Source organism: Actinomadura opuntiae (assembly GCF_030283205.1).
Taxonomy (GTDB): Bacteria; Actinomycetota; Actinomycetes; order Streptosporangiales; family Streptosporangiaceae; genus Spirillospora.
The window spans coordinates 94,122-109,369 of sequence record NZ_JASNWF010000002.1; the positions used below are offsets into that span (position 1 = coordinate 94,122).

Below are 15,248 nucleotides of genomic sequence, written 5' to 3' on the forward strand. Positions count from 1 at the left end.
TCGTCGTTATGCGGTGCGCCATAACGACGACTCGCCGCAAGTCAACGGAGGAGGTCGGAGGGGGCGGTGCCGGTCTCGGTGAGGGGGAGGCCGAGCGCCGCCCGCTCGGCGAGCCAGCCGCTCGGCCGGTAGCGGGGGTCGCCGGTCGCGCGGTGCAGGCCGTCCAGGACGCGCAGGACCTGCGCCGCGCCGGCCTGGTCGCCCATCTCCAGCGGCCCGCGCGGGTAGCCGAGCCCGAGCCGGACGGCGGTGTCGATGTCCTCGGGGCGGCCGAGCCGCAGCTCGGCGATGCCGCAGCCCACGTTCACCACCGACGCCATGAGCCGCTGCGCGACGGTCGCCGGGGCGTCCCGCACGACCGACACGGCGCGTCCCGTCGCGGCCAGCGCGGCGAGCGCGGCGCGTCCGGCCTGCCGGTCGACGCCCGGATGCACGGTGAGGGTGAGGCGGGTGAAGAAACCGCCGAACGGGTCGATGCCCAGGGTGCGGTCGGCGGGCAGCCCGGCGCGTCCGGCGATGCTCCACGCGCTCTCCCCGAACGGCGCGACCAGCACGACGGCGTCACCGGACGGCCCGTCGCCCGTCTCGACCTCGACGCCGCCGTCCGCCAGCAGCGCGCCGAGGCCCTCGCGGACGTTCGGTTCCACGTCGTGGATCCACACCGGACGCAGCGGAACGTCCGGCACCGCCGTCTCCGGCGGTTCCTGCTTCACGCCGTCCGCGTACTTGTAGAAGCCCTCGCCGGTCTTGCGACCGAGCAGCCCGGCCTCCATGCGGGCGCGGCCGATGCGGGACGGCCGGTACCGCGGCTCGGTGTAGAAGCCCGTCCAGATCGACTCCATGACCGGGTGCGACACGTCCATGCCGGTGAGGTCGAGCAGCTCGCACGGGCCCATCTTCAGGCCGAGGACGTCGCGGGCGATGCGGTCGATGTCGACCGGTTCCGCGATGCCCTCGGACAGGATCTGCAGCGCCTCCGTCACCAGCCCGCGTCCGGCGTGGTTGACGAGGAACCCCGGCGCGTCGGGCGCGATCACGGGCTCGTGCCCGAGGCGCCGCACCAGGTCGGCCAGCGCGTCCGGGAGCCACTCGGCCGTCCGCGCGCCGGGAATCACCTCGACGAGCCGCATCAGCGGGACGGGGTTGAAGAAGTGCAGCCCCGCGAGCCGCGACGGGTCGCGCATCGCGGCGCCGATCGCCGTCACCGGCAGCGAGCTGGTGTTCGTCGCGAAGACGGTGTGCTCGGAGGCGGCCTTCTCCAGCGTCGCGAACAGCTCCCGCTTGGTGTCCAGGTCCTCGCGGACGGCCTCGATGACCAGGTCGCAGCCCTGCAGCGGGGTCAGCGGCTCGCCGACCGGCTTCAGCCGGCCCTTCGCCGCCGCCGCGTCCTCCGCGGTCATCCGGCCCTTCGCGACCAGCTTGCCGAACATCGCCTCCACGTGCTCGACCGCGCCCTGAACGGCCTCGAACCGGATGTCCGCCAGCTCCACCGTCAGCCCGCCGGCCGCCGCGAGCTGGGCGATCCCGCGCCCCATCGCGCCCGTCCCGATGACCCGGATCGTCGCCGCCCGCTCCGCCCACTCACGCATCGCGCCTCCTCGCTCGCCTGCCCAGCATTCAACCCCCTTCCGAACGCAAGCCCGAACGCGAGCCCGGACGCGAGCCCGGACGCGGGGCGCGGACGCCGACGGCATAACCTGCGAAGTGCCCGCCTTGCCTGGAATGAGGAGCGACCACCATGCGCGACGCGGTGATCTGCGAGCCGCTGCGGACCCCCATCGGCCGTTTCGGCGGGGTGTTCACGACCGTCCAGCCCGTCGACCTCGCCTCCACCGTCATCCGCGCCGTGGTCGAGCGCGCCGGGTTGCCCGGCGACGCCGTCGACGAGGTCTTCCTCGGCCAGTGCTATCCCAGCGCCGACGCCCCCGCCATCGGACGCGTCGCCGCCCTCGACGCCGGGCTGCCCATCGAGGTCGGCGGCCTCCAGGTCGACCGGCGCTGCGGGTCGGGGCTCCAGGCCGTCCTCAACGCCGCCATGCAGATCCAGACCGGCGTCAGCGACCTGATCATCGCGGGTGGGGTCGAGTCGATGAGCAACGCGCCGTTCTACACGACCTCCGCCCGCTGGGGGCTGCGCGGCCCGTCCCTGGAACTGCACGACACCCTCGCGCGCGGCCGTGTCACCGCGGGCGGCGTCAACTACCCGGTGCCCGGCGGGATGCTGGAGACCGCCGAGAACCTGCGCCGCGAGTACGGCATCGGCCGCGAGGAGCAGGACGAGCTGTCCGTGCGCTCGCACCAGCGCGCCGTCGAGGCGCAGCGCTCCGGCCGGTTCGCGGAGGAGATCGTCCCGGTCACGGTCACGTCCCGCAAGGGCGACACGGTCGTGGACACCGACGAGCACCCGCGGCCCGACACGTCCATGGAGACCCTCGGGAAGCTGCGTCCCGTCCTCGGCAAGAGCGACGACCAGGCGACCGTCACCGCCGGCAACTCCAGCGGCCAGAACGACGCCGCCGCCGCGTGCATCGTCACCACCCCGGAGCGCGCCGCCGAACTCGGCCTGCGCCCGCTCGTCCGGTTGGTCTCCTGGGCCCGCGCCGGCGTCCCGCCCCGCACGATGGGCATCGGGCCCGTCCCGTCGACCGCCAAGGCCCTCGCCGCCGCCGGCCTCACCCTCGCCGACATCGACCTCATCGAGCTGAACGAGGCGTTCGCCGCGCAGGTCCTCGCCGTCACCCGCGAATGGGGCGTCAAGGACGCCGACTGGGACCGCATCAACGTCAACGGCTCCGGCATCTCCCTCGGCCACCCCGTCGGCGCGACCGGCACCCGCATCCTCGCCACCCTCGCCCGCGAGATGGACCGCCGCGAAGCCCGCTACGGCCTCGAGACGATGTGCATCGGCGGCGGCCAGGGCCTCACCGCCGTCTTCGAACGGGTCTGACACGCCGCCATGCATCCCGGTTCCGTTCTCGGCGAGTTCCTGCGGTCCCGCCGTGCCCGGCTGCGTCCCGAGGACGTCGGGCTGAACCCGGGCGTGCGGCACCGGCGCGTCGCCGGGCTGCGCCGCGAGGAGGTCGCGCCGCTCGCCGGCGTCAGCGTCAGCTACTACACGCGGCTTGAGCAGGGGCAGAGCCCGAACGTCTCCGACGAGGTCCTCGACGCCCTCGCCCGCGTCCTGCGGCTCGACGACGACGAATGGCGCCACCTCCACCGGCTGGTGCGCGTCGTCCGGGCCCGCGAGCGGGTCGGGCCCGAACGGCTGCGCCCCGGCATCGAGCGGATGGTGGCGTCGTTCACCGACGTCCCCGCCGTCGCGGTCGGCAGGCGCGGCGACTTCCTCGCGTGGAACCGCCTGGCCCATGCCCTGCTGGCCCCGCACTGGGACTTCGACGGCGAGGAGAAGCCCAACTTCGTCCGCATCGACTTCCTCGAAACCGACTTCTCCCGCAGCCTCTACCTCGACTGGGAGCAGAAGGCCCGCGACGACATCGCCTACCTGGAGGGCTCGCTCAGCAGGTTCCCGGGCGACGAGGGGCTGACCGCCCTGATCGACGAGCTGCTGACGCTGAGCCCGGAGTTCCGCGCCATGTGGACGGAGCACCCGGTGTCCAATTGCGCGTCCATCTCGCGCGGCTACCGGCATCCGGACGTGGGCGTCATGACCCTCACCGCCGAACTCCTGCGGACGCCCGACGACGAGGGCCAGGGCGTGACGGTCTTCCAGGCCGAACCGGGCTCGCCGTCGCAGGAGCGTCTGCGGCGCCTCGCCGCTTCCGTCCTCTAGACCCGCGCGAGGCGGCGTCCGACCGGCGGAGCAGGACGCCGCCCGCCACCGCGCCGAGCACCGCGACCGCACCGGCCGCCAGGAAGGCCGCGTGCAGCCCGCCCAGCGTGGCCAGGGCCTCGGTGGTGGACGGGGCGAGCGCCTCGGTGCGGGCCGCCGCGATCGCGGTGAGCCCGGCCACGCCGATCGCGCCGACGAAGGTGGGCATCTGCGCGAGGCTGCCCGCGACGCCCTGATCGGCCTCGTCCAGCCCCGAGGTGATCGTCGTGACGGCGGCCACCACGGTCAGGACATGGCCGAAGCCCATCGCCGCCGAGGTCACCGACAACAGCGCCAGCCCGCCGTGGACGGGCAGCAGCACCATCGCCGCGGTGCCCGCCGCCTGAACCGACAGGCCGGTCACGATCGTCGCGACCGTCCCGCGGGCGTTGATGAGCCGCGCCGCGAGCGTCCCACCGGCCAGCGCCGCGACGCCTTCACCCAGGAACCCGAGCCCGGTCTCCAGCGGCGAGTAGCCCAGGACGTCCTGCATGTATATGCTGAGCAGCAGCGTCGCCCCACCGCACATCCCGAACGTGACCAGCCCGACGGCCATGCCCCACTTCACGGTCGGACGGCGCAGCAGCCGCAACGGAACCAGCGGAGCCCTGTGCCGGGCCTCCACACCCAGGAACGAACCGAGCAGCACCACCGCCGCGACCAGCGTCAGAGCGCTGCCCTCACTCGACGAGACCCCGTACACCAGGGCGAACAGCCCGGCGCTCGCCAGGACCGCGCCCGGAACATCGAGCCCGGTCCGGCTCCGCCCGGCCGTCTCGCGGACCACCGCGACCGCGCCGACCAGGACCAGCGCGCCGATGCCGAACAGGATCAGCATCGTCCAGCGCCAGTTCAGCCCGCTGGTGATGAGCCCGCCGCCGATCGTCCCGATGACGAACCCCAGCGACAGCAGCGCGCCGTTCACTCCGAGCGCCCGGGTGCGCTGCGGCCCCTCGGGGAACGCGCCCGTCATCAGCGCGAGCGCGGTCGGGCCGATCATGGCCGCCGCGACGCCCTGCCCGGCCCGCGCCGCCACCAGCAGCCCCGGGCTCGGCGCCAGCGCGGCCGCCAGCGACAGTCCGGCGAATCCCGCCACGCCCGCCATGAACAGCCGGCGCCTGCCGACCATGTCGGACGCCCGCCCGAACAGCGGCATCAGCGCCGCCGTCGGCAGCAGGCACGCCGTGGCCACCCACTGCAACGCCGACGCGCTGGAGAACCCCAGGTCCCGGCCGATCTCCGGCAGCGCCACCGTGATGATCGAGTAGTCCAGGCCCGTCATGAACGTGGCGCCGCACAACGTGATGAGGACGAGCCAACCGCGCAACCCCAGGCGCGCGGCACTCAGCGAATTCTCCGTCGTCATGCCGCCCACCCTGCGCCGCACTGCGCGGACCAACCAGCACCCCGCTGGAGGTACACCTGCCAGGTACACCCTTCACAACAGCGAACGATGCCGCCCCCGATACCGAGGCCGCCGCTCCACCACGGCCATCCCGATGATCGCCGTGAGCAACGCCGCCCCGGACGCGACGACCGTGACCGCCTCGATCACAGCGCCACCCCCGGCTCCCCGTCGAGCAGCCCCCGGATCACCATCACCGCGTCCACGACGCGCTCCACCTCGGCGACCGGATACCGCCACGACGTGAAGAACCACAGCCGCCCGCCGTCGTCCTCCCGCGCCGCGACGGTGATCAGATCGGCCACCTGCGCCGCGCAGCACCCCGCCGCCCCCCGATTGACGACCCGCAGGCCCTCCTCGGTCATGGACGCCCGAAGCCGGTACACCCGCAGAACGACACCCAGCGCCTCGAGCCGGGCCCTACTCTCAGGGGTCATGGGTCGATCGCCTCCTAGCGACGGTCGATTCCTAGGCCCCGGCGCAGTGGTGGTGCACCGCGCCGGGGCTGCTCTGACCTCACACAATACGTCGAGTGTCTTGCCGTGTCTGGCAAAGTCATGGACCGCCGTGCCGTGTGATGGCATAACTGCAGGTGACATAGCGTGTCTTTCCATGGGAGAGATCGACCTCGACGGACCACAACCGCTCTTCGAGCAGGTGGCAGAGGTCATCGCCGGCCGCATCGCGAAGGGCACGTATCCGATAGGTCGGCGCATCCCTGCCGTACGGGCCATCGCCGACGAATTCGGCGTCTCTCAGAGCACGGCGGAGGCGGCGGTGCGCGTCCTGCGCGAGCGGGGCCTCACGCGCGCCACGCACGGACGAGGCACCTTCGTCATCGCCAAGCCCTCGGCCACCGACCAGCCGGGCGACTGACCGCAACAACGCCTTGGCCGCCGATGTCGCCCATCTTGTTGCGGCAAGCACACGGTAGGGAGGCGTGCGCTTCCATAGAGTGGCCATGTGGTGGAGTTGGACGGGATTGAGCCGCTGTACCAGCAGATCGCCGACGTGCTCACCAAGCGGATCAGCGACGGGACCTACCCGCTGCGGTCCCGAGTCCCGTCCGTCGTGGCCGTCGCCGAGGAGTTCAAGGTCGGGAAGTCCACGGCAGAAGCCGCAATGCGACTTCTACGCGAGCGGGGCCTCACGCGCGCCACGCACGGACGAGGCACCTTCGTCATCGCCAAGCCGTCGGACGTCGGCAGGGCGGACGGCCAGGTGTAGTGACCGCGAACGTGGTTGACGGGCGAGGGTGGTTGATCACCGAGCCCAGCCCGAGCGGCTTGGGGCGGCTGCTTAGCAGGGGCCGGCGTTGGTCAGAACACGCCTCCGCCTGCGGCGATGTTCTGGCCGGTGATCCAGCGTGCCTCGTCGCCGGCGAGGAAGACCGCCACGTCGGCGACGTCCTGCGGCTGGCCGACCCGGCCGAATGGCGACATGCCGGCGGCGACCTCCCGATCACGATCGGGGAGCAGGTCGGTGTCGGTGAATCCTGGTGAGAGCGCGTTGACGGTCACATTCCGCGGGCCCAGTTCGCGCGAGAGCACCCGTACGAACTGCTCCACGGCGCCCTTGCTACCCAGATAGAGCGAGGTCTCGGTGAAGAACATCTTCGTTCCGCCGGTCGACGTGGCGACGATTCGGCCACCGTCGCGTACCCGGCGCGCCGCTTCCTGCAGCGTGAAGAAGACGCTCTTCACGTTGGCCGCGAACAGCCTGTCGTAGTCCTCTTCGGTGCATTCGATGAGCGGTTTGACCACGGCATCGGCCGCATTGGCGAAGACGATGTCCAGGCCACCGAACGCCTGCTCGGCCCGGTCGAACAGGCCGGCCACCTCGGCGGGGCGGGACAGGTCGGCCTGCAGAGCGACCGCGGTGCCGCCCTCCGCTTCGATGGACGCGACGACCTCGGCAGCGAGGTCGCCGTTCTTCAGGTAGTTCACGGCCACTGACGCACCGCGAGCTGCCAGCCCCAGCGCGATCGCCCGGCCTATGCCCCGCGATGCACCGGTGACGACCGCGGCCTTTCCGGAAAGGTTCTTTGTCATAAGGTCCTCGCACTATCAGGCCGGCACGCTCCGATGTGATCATCGCCAACCGTAGGTCCGCACACTTCAGGACACAAGATCGTTCGGCACCGCGTACCGAGCCAGTTCGACGAAAGCTGCGCGGCGGAGCACGGTACGATCGCGCGGTTGTTTTCGCTGCTAGGACCCGAGGGAGCAGGTTGCGTTCATGGCATGTCGGATCAGTGAGCTCGTGCTCGGTTGCCGCGACCCCGAGTTGCTGGCGCGCTTCTGGTGCGAGGTCCTGGACTTTGTCGTGCTCAGCCGCGAGGACGACGGCACGCTGGAGATCGGGCCGCGCGAAGGGTTCGGCGGCCCGCAGCCGACGATCATCCTCAGCCGTCGGGACGAGCCGGAGAAGGGCAAGTCCCGGCTGCACATCGACGTCAACGCCACCGACCGCGACCAGGACGCCGAGCTCGAACGGCTTCTGAAGCTCGGCGCGCGTCCGGCGGACATCGGCCAGACGGGCGAGGAGCAGTGGCACGTCCTGGCCGACCCCGAGGGCAACGAGTTCTGCCTGCTCAAGGCCCGCCTCGCCCCGCTCTGACGCCCGGCCTCGGGCGAATGGAGCATCGCCCCGTCCCACCCTGGAGTGACCGGGTCGTCCGGTGAAATTGATTATTGATCTTGGTTCGGGCTCGGGTTACGTTGACTGGCTCCGTTGGCGCTGAGCGCGCCGGCGATCGCCGCGCACGCCGCCACCACCACCTGGAAGGTCGTCAATCCGGCGGCCGACGGCAAGTACACCACCGCCTCGACCGGCACCGTGACGATCAAGAACCAGGCGGGCGCGACGCTGCTCACCTGCACCAGCGTGCAGCAGTGGGGTCAGTTGGCGAGTAGGACCGTCACCGGCGCCACCGCGTCCCTCGGCACCGCCGACGGCACCGTCGGCAGCCCGTGCACCCGCCCCGGTGGCAGTACCGCCGTCATCCTCGGGACCCTGGCCGCCGGAGTCGGGCCCATCTACTACACCGCCACGGGCTATAACGCGGCCACGGGGACGACGACCCTCTCGGGGGCGCAGAGTTCCCCGTACGGCATCACGATCTTCGCGGACGACTGCCGGTTCTCGTTCGGCAAGATCACGGCGAGCTATGACAACGCCACCCAGATCCTGAAGTACGGCAGCGCGGTCGCCACCCCGTTCGCCACGGCCAACAACGACGGCTCCGTCGGCTGCGCGGGCGTGCGCGCGTCGGGCGAGACCATCACCTTCACCGGCGAGTTCAAGGTCAGCCCCGCCATCAAGATCACCCGCACCACGGGTTGACGCGACGCGCCGTTCGCCGGCCCACCGGCGGACGGCGCCATGCCCGGCGACGGCTGCATGAGACTGATCGATGGTGCGGATCAATACCGTGCGTCGTCTGTCCATGCTGCAATATCGGCGGCACCCCGGCGGACGGCTTCGTCCGGGTCTCCGGCGAGCTTCCCGCAGGCCGCCGCGACGTCCGGCGCATCACCCGGACCCATGAGCGCGTCCTGCACACCGGTCAGCAGCCAGTCGGTCTGGTTGTCGTCAGCCGCGGCAACCGCGAGAGCGATGAGCCTCAACGCGGCCACCGTCCCCACCCGGGCCAGGGCCTCGGCCGTATGCCGGGTCACCGCCGTGTCCTCACCGTCCAGCAGCAACCTCACCAGCGTTTCCGCAGCCGCAGGCGCATCGGCGAAGGGGGCAAGGCCACGCCCGGCGCGGACGCGTCGCGTCCACAAGGGAGACGACGCCTCAGCCAGTGCCGCCTCCAACCCGCTCCTCATTTCTGACACGACAGTCTCATGCCGACGAAGCCCCGGAAGTGCGTGTGGCCCGGACGAGGTCCGCCGCAGCCTCTGGCCATTCGGGAAAGTCGAAAGCGAAGCCGGCGTCGAGCAGGCGGCCGGGGACGACGCGGCGGCTCTTCAACAGCAATTCAGTGTCCGAGCGCAGGGCAAGTGCCCCGAGTTCGGCCATCCATCTGGTCGCGGGCAGGCCCACCGGAACTCCCCAGGCGGCGCGCAACTCGCGCATGAAACCGCGCTGGGGCAGGGGGTCGGGCGCAGCGAGATTCACCGGCCCCGCGAAATCCTCCCGCTCGATCAGGAATTCCACCGCGCGCACGAAATCGTGCCCGTGGATCCAGGACATGTACTGCGCGCCGCCCGCGACGGCCCCGCCGAGGCCGAGCCGCGCCATCCGCAGCAGCACGTCGTAGACGCCGCCGCGGTCTGGGCTCATCACCATGGCGGCACGCAACGCGACCTTCCGGGTGGACGGCGTCGCCGCGCGCTCCTGCTCCCGCTCCCACGCCTTCGCGATCCGGACGCTGTACGACCAGTAGCGCGGGACGTCCGGCTCCGTCCCGCCGATGACGCCGTTCGCCTCGTCGTTGGGCGCGTCGAAGCGGTGGGCATAGATGGTCGCGGTGCTCATCTGGAGCCAGACGCGGGGCGGGCGCGCGGCTGCGGCGATGGCCTCGCCCACGGCCCGCGTCGACAGCACCCGCGAGTCCATCATCTCTTGCAGGTTGGACGGGGTGTAGCGGCAGTTGACGCTGCGTCCGGCGAGGTTGACCACGGCATCCGCGCCGTCGACCGCGTCCGCCCACGGGCCGAGGCTCCGGCCGTCCCAGGCCAGCTCCCGCTCGAACTCCGGCCGCCGCGTCAGGACCACGACGTCATGGCCCGCGCCGGTGAACGCCCGCTCCAGGATCGTGCCCACCTGCCCGCTGCCGCCGGGGATCACCAGCTTCATCGCGCTCCACCTCCGCGTCCCGCCCCGAGCCTAACGCAGATTTTTGAACACGTTTAAAAACGAGACGACCCTCACCCGATGAATCCGGTCGCGAGTCCGATGACCGCCAGCGTGCAGTAGGGCTCTTGCCGGCAGGGCCGGGGCCGCCGGGGCGGATCCGATAAATCCGCCATTCCCGGAGGTCGGGGTCAGGCGGGGTGCAGGACGGCGAACGCGCCTCGGGTGCGGGTGCCGGCCGGTGTGGTCCAGGGGCCGGAGATGTGGCCGAGGGCTTCCGCAGGCGGGTCGTTCGGGGCGGGGCGCAGGACGCGGTGCAGGCGGAGGGCCGCGCCCTCCGGCAAGCGCAGCACGGTGCCGTCCTGGTCGTCGGTGGCCGTGGTGGCGACGTTCGTGCTGGTGAGGGCGCCGCCGCGGTAGGAGCGGGTCACCTCGCGGTCGGGGGCGCCGCTGGTGTTCTGGTCCTGGGCCTGGACGCGGCCTTCGAGCAGGGCCAGCAACTGGGCGACCGCCACCGGGTCGTGGCAGCCGTCGTAGGCCCAGCGGCGTCCCAGCACGCCGTGTTCCATGGTGCCGACGAGGGCGTGGTCCGCACCGTCAAGCGGGGCGCCGCGGTAGGTGAGGGGCGCCAGATATGTGGCCGGACGCGTACCGGACGTGTCGGTGACCACGATGAACTCGATCCCGACCTCGCCTGCCGGGTCGTCCAGCCGGAAGCCGCCCGCCTTCGCCAGTTCCGGTTCGCCCGTTCCGCCGGCGTACCAGGGCCGGGACGGGAGCCATGCGGCGAGCAGTTCCAGCTTGGACGGCTTGAGCGTGGTCTCGTGAATGACGGCCATGCCGAGGATTCTCCCATCGAGCAGCCCGTCAGAGCCGGGTCGCGGTCCTGACCAGTGCGGCGAGGGCGCGGGAGCGGCTGTGCGGCGGCCATGCGATCACCGTCGTCACCATCGGCGCGTCCAGTACCGGCACGGCGGCGTGGGCGCGGCTCAGATGGGAGCGGCACGACTCCGGCAGGACGGCCGAGGCCCGGCCGAGCGCGATCAGCTGGAGCAGTTGCGCGTGGTCGTGGACTTGCGGGCCGGGGCCGTCGGGGTAGCCGCCGCCGGGACCGGGCCAGCGCGGCAGCGGCAGGCCGGGCAGCGCGGTGAGGTCGCTCAGCCGCAGGTGGGCGCGGCCGGTGAGGGGGTGCCCGGCGGGCAGCACCGCGACCTGCCCCTCCGTGCACAGCTCCTCGGTGTCGAACCCGGTGGCCGAGTCGAACGGGCGGTGCAGCAGCGCCACGTCGGCCCGCCCGTCGCGCAGCAGCCGCTCCTGCTCGCCGGGCCCGCACAGCAGCACGTCGACGTTCACCGCGCCGGGTTCGGCGGCGTAGGCGTCGAGCAGCTTCGGCAGCAGGTCGCTGGACGCCCCGGCCTTCGTGACGAGGACGAGCCCCGAGTCGCCGGCCGCGGCGGCGCGGCGGGTGCGGCGTTCGGCGGCGCCGACCGCGTCGAGGGCCGCGCGGCCCTCGTGCAGCAGCACCGTCCCGGCGTCGGTCAGCGCGATGGTGCGGTTGGTGCGGTCCAGCAGCGTCACGCCGAGGCGCCGTTCGAGCTGCTGGATCGCGCGCGAGAGCGGCGGCTGCGCGATGCCGAGCCGCTCGGCGGCCCGTCCGAAGTGCAGCTCTTCGGCGACGGCGATGAAGTACCGAAGCTCCCGCGTCTCCATGCCCGCCACGATACCCGCAAGGTATCGCGGCCCACCCAGACGGTGTTGGCCACGGCGCCACCAGGGGCGCGAGGATCGAAGGCATGAGCGAGAAGAAGATCGCGCTGGTCACCGGCGCCAACAAGGGGATCGGATACGAGATCGCGGCGGGCCTGGGTGCGCTCGGCTGGAGCGTCGGCGTCGGCGCCCGCAGCGAGGGGCCGAGGGAGGAGGCCGTGGCGAAGCTGCGCGCGGCCGGGGCCGACGCGTTCGGCGTGCCGCTGGACGTGACCGACGACGCGACCGTCACCGCCGCCGCCGGTCTGATCGAGGAGCGCGCCGGACGTCTCGACGCGCTGGTCAACAACGCCGCGATCACCGGCGGCATGCCGCAAGAGCCCACCCGCGTCGACCTGGACACCGTCCGGACGGTCATGGAGACCAACGTGATCGGCGTCCTGCGCGTCACCAACGCGATGCTGCCGCTGCTGCGCCGCTCGGCGTCCCCGCGGATCGTGAACATGTCCAGCACCGTCGGCTCCCTCACCCGGCAGACCACGCCCGGCGCCCAGACGGGCCCGATCTCCGCCGCGTACTCGACGTCGAAGACGTTCCTCAACGCCGTCACCGTCCAGTACGCCAAGGAGTTGCAGGACACGAACATCCTGATCAACGCGGGCTGCCCCGGCTTCTGCGCGACCGACCTGAACGGCTTCCGCGGCGTCCGCACCCCCGAGCAGGGCGCGGCGATCGCGGTGCAGCTCGCGACCCTGCCCGACGACGGCCCGACCGGTGCCTTCTTCGACGACGACGGCCCGATCCCCTGGTGACGCGCCGCTCAGAGGGTGTGGCGCAGGAGAAGGTCGTCGGGGAACGGGTCGAGGTAGGTCTGGTCGGCGATGTAGCGGAGGTGCTCGCCTTCGGCGTGGTGGCGCAGGAGGGCGATCGGGACGCTCAGCGGCGCCCGCCCCTGCCGGTAGGAGTCGATGGCGGTGACGATGTCGCGGCGGCGGGTCGGGTCGAGGTCGTCGGTGATGAAGCCGAAGATGTGGTGGAGGGCGTTGGTGTGGCCGCCGCGCCCGGCGCGCACGGCGAGGGTGGCGCTGAACGCGCGGCGGTAGTCGCGTTCCAGGTCGTCTCGGGGGCGCTCGCCCGCGCGCGCGACGATGCGGCCGGTCTCGCGGTAGCCGGCGGGGACGTGGGCGAGCAGCTGGAACTTGTGCCTGCTGTGGAAGGCGACGAGGTCGCGGGGCCGCCAGTCGGAGGCGAAGAGCTCCCGTAGCCGCGCCTGCGCGAACACCCGCTCGACGAAGTGCTCGCGCAGCAAGGGGTCGTTGAGCCGGCCGTCCTCCTCGACGGGCAGGTCGGGGTAGGCGTCCAGGAGCAGGCCGGCGAACACGCCGCGGCCGTGCCGGTCCACCGGCTGGCCGTCGGTGCGTTCGCCCGGCCGCCCGGACGCGTACCGGGGCAGGTGCGACGGCCCGCAGCTCGGCGACCGGGATTTCAGGACGTATCCGTCGATGCCGTCCAGGTCGGGGAGCCGGCGGCCGGCCAGCGCGGTCATGGCGGCGGTGTGGTCGGACGCGCCGTCCTTCGTCACGATGTGCCCGTCGGTCCGCAGCCGCATCGTGGGGCGCGGCGCGCCGAGCCCGATCTCCATCTCCGGGCATACCGGCACCCAGTCGACGTGCCGTGCCAGCGGCCCGGTGAGGAACCGGTCGCGGCTGTGGCCGCCGTTGTAGCGGACGGGCGCGCCGAGCAGGCAGCTCGACACCCCCAGCCGCGGCCGAGGATGCTCACCGGCCGTCATCACGGCTCCGGTCCGGAGGCGTCATTTCAGCGGGTCGTGCCCCCAGTTCATCAGGGAGTAGCGCCATCTGGTGTCCCGCACGTCGCCGGACGGCCGCTGCGCGAGGTGCCGGTGGACGTAGCCGACCACCTTGTTCATGTGCGCGTAGTCCTGGTCGGACAGGTCGGCTCTCCTGGTGTGCATCAGCTCGACGATCCTGCGGCCGGACGCGTGGCCGGTCGACTCGTCCCCGCCGTCCCTCTGGCCCGCGGACCTGGACTCCTCGGTCTCCAGCCATCGCTCCAGTTCCTTGGGCGTCATGTTGACGACCTCCCCGAACTTCGCCGCCACGGTGTCCCTGTCGTCGGTCATGCCGCCCCCTTCCCGTCGGGACGCCCGTACCCGCCCACGACCCGGGCATACCAGGTGAATCACCAGGTCATGCCGGGTGCAGGACGGCGCCGCTCCGCCGCACGGCGTCGGCGAGGACGGCCTGCGCGGCGCGGCGCCCGGACACCAGGGCGCCCTGGATCGAGCCGGTGTCGCGGTGGTCCCCGCAGACGTACCGTCCGGCGCCCAGCCGCACGGGCTGCCGCATCCGCAGCGGCGGCGGCATCGCGGGCAGCGCGGCCTCGATCGGGTACTCGGCGACGAGCCGCCAGCCGGACGTGCCGCCGTAGATCTCGCCGAGCCGGGCCAGCACGCGCGCCTCGTCCGCCCCGGTACCGAGCACGGACGTCGAGATCAGCGCCCGGCCGTCGGACGAGTAGCCCGGAGCCGCGTCGGTGAGGACGAGCGTGTCGGTGATGACACCGCCGGCGTCGACGATCTGGATCGGCTCGCGCAGCGGCGAGGTCGGGGCCGAGTGGTAGAAGGTCGTGACGGCGCGCATCGCCGGCGCCTCGACCTCGGGCAGCAGGTCGGCGGCCCGGCGCGGGTCGGTGGCGACGACCACGGCGCCGGCCCGCACGGTGCCGCCGTCCGCGGTCCGCACGCCGCCGTCGACGATCTCCCGCACCGGGGTGTTCAGGGAGATCGTCCCCGCCGGAAGCCGCCCGGCGAGCTGCTCGGGAATGCGGCCCATGCCGAGCGCCGGGACCGCGATGGTGCCGCGCACGAAGGACCGCCAGATCAGGTGGAAGAACCGGCTGGAGGTCTCCAGCTCGCGCTCCAGCAGGACGCCCGCCAGGAACGGGCGCATCAGCCGGTCGATCATCACGTCCGACATGCCCCGGACGCGGAGCTCGTCGCGGGTGCGGCGGTCCGGGGCGTCGCACAGCCAGGAGCCGGAGGCGGCGAGGTCGCGGGCGGTCATCGCCGCCAGCGCCGCCTTGTCGGCGAGCGTCCCGACACCGGCGAACACGCCGCTCAACGCATGCTCCGGGTGCCTCCAGGGCAGCATCACGCGCTCCCGGCGCCCCTCGTGGAAGACCAGCAGCCCGGACGCGAACGCCCGCAGGTCCAGGGCCTCCAGATCGAGGAGGCGCCTCGCCTCCGGATAGGCGGTGTTGAACACCTGGAACCCGCGGTCGAGGCGGAAACCGTCCACGACGTCGGTGCGCACCCTGCCGCCGACCCCGTCCGACGCCTCCAGCACCCGGACGGGCACCCCGTTCTCGTGCAGCCGCACCGCACAGGCCAGCCCGGCCAGCCCCGCTCCGACAACGACGACGTCCTCGGCCATCGTGCGCCCCCCTCGTCCGCGCGACCGGCCCCCACCGGCCCATCGGTCG

18 protein-coding genes are annotated in these 15,248 nt (G+C 72.4%); 7 read left to right on the top strand and 11 right to left on the bottom strand.

The window, feature by feature from the left end:
• Positions 1–41: 41 nt before the first annotated feature.
• Positions 42–1,589: a 3-hydroxyacyl-CoA dehydrogenase gene (locus QP089_RS03830; protein ID WP_285909838.1), complete on the bottom strand. Its 1,548-nt coding sequence runs from the start codon at positions 1,587–1,589 to the stop codon at positions 42–44.
• A gap of 149 nt (positions 1,590–1,738) precedes the next feature.
• On the opposite strand from QP089_RS03830, the gene QP089_RS03835 reads away from it, so the two are divergent.
• Positions 1,739–2,947, top strand: coding sequence for an acetyl-CoA C-acetyltransferase (locus tag QP089_RS03835; RefSeq protein WP_285909839.1), 1,209 nt, complete (start codon positions 1,739–1,741; stop codon positions 2,945–2,947).
• A 9-nt stretch (positions 2,948–2,956) separates the two neighbouring features.
• On the top strand, positions 2,957–3,790 hold the full coding sequence (locus QP089_RS03840; RefSeq protein ID WP_285909840.1) for a helix-turn-helix transcriptional regulator: 834 nt from the start codon (positions 2,957–2,959) through the stop codon (positions 3,788–3,790).
• On the opposite strand, the gene QP089_RS03845 is transcribed toward QP089_RS03840, so the two are convergent.
• Both QP089_RS03845 and QP089_RS03850 read right to left on the bottom strand, forming a co-directional pair.
• Entirely contained in the window at positions 3,672–5,195 is a 1,524-nt protein-coding gene (locus QP089_RS03845; protein WP_285909841.1) for an MFS transporter, read from the bottom strand. The two genes, QP089_RS03840 and QP089_RS03845, sit on opposite strands and share 119 nt — an antisense overlap.
• A gap of 185 nt (positions 5,196–5,380) precedes the next feature.
• On the bottom strand, positions 5,381–5,671 hold the full coding sequence (locus tag QP089_RS03850) for a hypothetical protein (RefSeq protein ID WP_285909842.1): 291 nt from the start codon (positions 5,669–5,671) through the stop codon (positions 5,381–5,383).
• Positions 5,672–5,846: 175 nt separating this feature from the next.
• Here QP089_RS03850 and QP089_RS03855 point away from each other — a divergent pair, with 175 nt between their 5' ends.
• Complete coding sequence (locus tag QP089_RS03855; protein ID WP_285909843.1) at positions 5,847–6,110, top strand: GntR family transcriptional regulator; 264 nt, start codon at positions 5,847–5,849, stop codon at positions 6,108–6,110.
• Positions 6,111–6,197: 87 nt separating this feature from the next.
• Positions 6,198–6,461 carry a winged helix-turn-helix domain-containing protein gene (locus tag QP089_RS03860; RefSeq protein WP_285909844.1) on the top strand — a complete coding sequence of 88 codons (264 nt, stop codon included), beginning with the start codon at positions 6,198–6,200 and terminating at the stop codon, positions 6,459–6,461.
• A gap of 92 nt (positions 6,462–6,553) precedes the next feature.
• On the opposite strand, the gene QP089_RS03865 is transcribed toward QP089_RS03860, so the two are convergent.
• On the bottom strand, positions 6,554–7,285 hold the full coding sequence (locus QP089_RS03865; protein WP_285909845.1) for an SDR family oxidoreductase: 732 nt from the start codon (positions 7,283–7,285) through the stop codon (positions 6,554–6,556).
• A 187-nt stretch (positions 7,286–7,472) separates the two neighbouring features.
• Between QP089_RS03865 and QP089_RS03870 the strand changes: the two genes are divergently transcribed.
• Together QP089_RS03870 and QP089_RS03875 are read left to right on the top strand one after the other, a co-directional pair.
• Positions 7,473–7,853 carry a VOC family protein gene (locus QP089_RS03870; RefSeq protein ID WP_285909846.1) on the top strand — a complete coding sequence of 127 codons (381 nt, stop codon included), beginning with the start codon at positions 7,473–7,475 and terminating at the stop codon, positions 7,851–7,853.
• A gap of 114 nt (positions 7,854–7,967) precedes the next feature.
• Complete coding sequence (locus tag QP089_RS03875) at positions 7,968–8,579, top strand: hypothetical protein (protein WP_285909847.1); 612 nt, start codon at positions 7,968–7,970, stop codon at positions 8,577–8,579.
• Positions 8,580–8,659: 80 nt separating this feature from the next.
• Here QP089_RS03875 and QP089_RS03880 read toward each other — a convergent pair whose 3' ends face one another.
• The 4 genes from QP089_RS03880 to QP089_RS03895 all read right to left on the bottom strand — a co-directional run bounded on the left by QP089_RS03880 (position 8,660) and on the right by QP089_RS03895 (position 11,747).
• A complete protein-coding gene (locus QP089_RS03880; RefSeq protein WP_285909848.1) occupies positions 8,660–9,055 on the bottom strand; it encodes a hypothetical protein in 396 nt (131 codons plus the stop codon).
• A 28-nt stretch (positions 9,056–9,083) separates the two neighbouring features.
• Positions 9,084–10,040 carry a TIGR01777 family oxidoreductase gene (locus QP089_RS03885; RefSeq protein ID WP_285909849.1) on the bottom strand — a complete coding sequence of 319 codons (957 nt, stop codon included), beginning with the start codon at positions 10,038–10,040 and terminating at the stop codon, positions 9,084–9,086.
• A gap of 188 nt (positions 10,041–10,228) precedes the next feature.
• A complete protein-coding gene (locus QP089_RS03890; RefSeq protein WP_285909850.1) occupies positions 10,229–10,876 on the bottom strand; it encodes a maltokinase N-terminal cap-like domain-containing protein in 648 nt (215 codons plus the stop codon).
• 28 nt (positions 10,877–10,904) lie between these two features.
• Positions 10,905–11,747 carry a LysR family transcriptional regulator gene (locus QP089_RS03895; protein WP_285909851.1) on the bottom strand — a complete coding sequence of 281 codons (843 nt, stop codon included), beginning with the start codon at positions 11,745–11,747 and terminating at the stop codon, positions 10,905–10,907.
• 83 nt (positions 11,748–11,830) lie between these two features.
• On the opposite strand from QP089_RS03895, the gene QP089_RS03900 reads away from it, so the two are divergent.
• Positions 11,831–12,556, top strand: a complete 726-nt coding sequence (locus tag QP089_RS03900) for an SDR family oxidoreductase (protein WP_285909852.1) — start codon at positions 11,831–11,833, stop codon at positions 12,554–12,556.
• Between the two features lie 8 nt (positions 12,557–12,564).
• Here the strand turns inward: QP089_RS03900 and QP089_RS03905 are convergent, their stop codons facing one another.
• From QP089_RS03905 to QP089_RS03915, 3 genes are all read right to left on the bottom strand, one after another.
• Positions 12,565–13,536 (bottom strand): YbgA family protein, encoded by a 972-nt coding sequence (locus tag QP089_RS03905; protein ID WP_285909853.1) that lies wholly within the window; start codon positions 13,534–13,536, stop codon positions 12,565–12,567.
• A gap of 21 nt (positions 13,537–13,557) precedes the next feature.
• Positions 13,558–13,887, bottom strand: a complete 330-nt coding sequence (locus QP089_RS03910; protein WP_285909854.1) for a DUF3140 domain-containing protein — start codon at positions 13,885–13,887, stop codon at positions 13,558–13,560.
• A gap of 67 nt (positions 13,888–13,954) precedes the next feature.
• Complete coding sequence (locus QP089_RS03915) at positions 13,955–15,199, bottom strand: NAD(P)/FAD-dependent oxidoreductase (RefSeq protein WP_285909855.1); 1,245 nt, start codon at positions 15,197–15,199, stop codon at positions 13,955–13,957.
• Between the last annotated feature and the right edge of the window lie 49 nt (positions 15,200–15,248).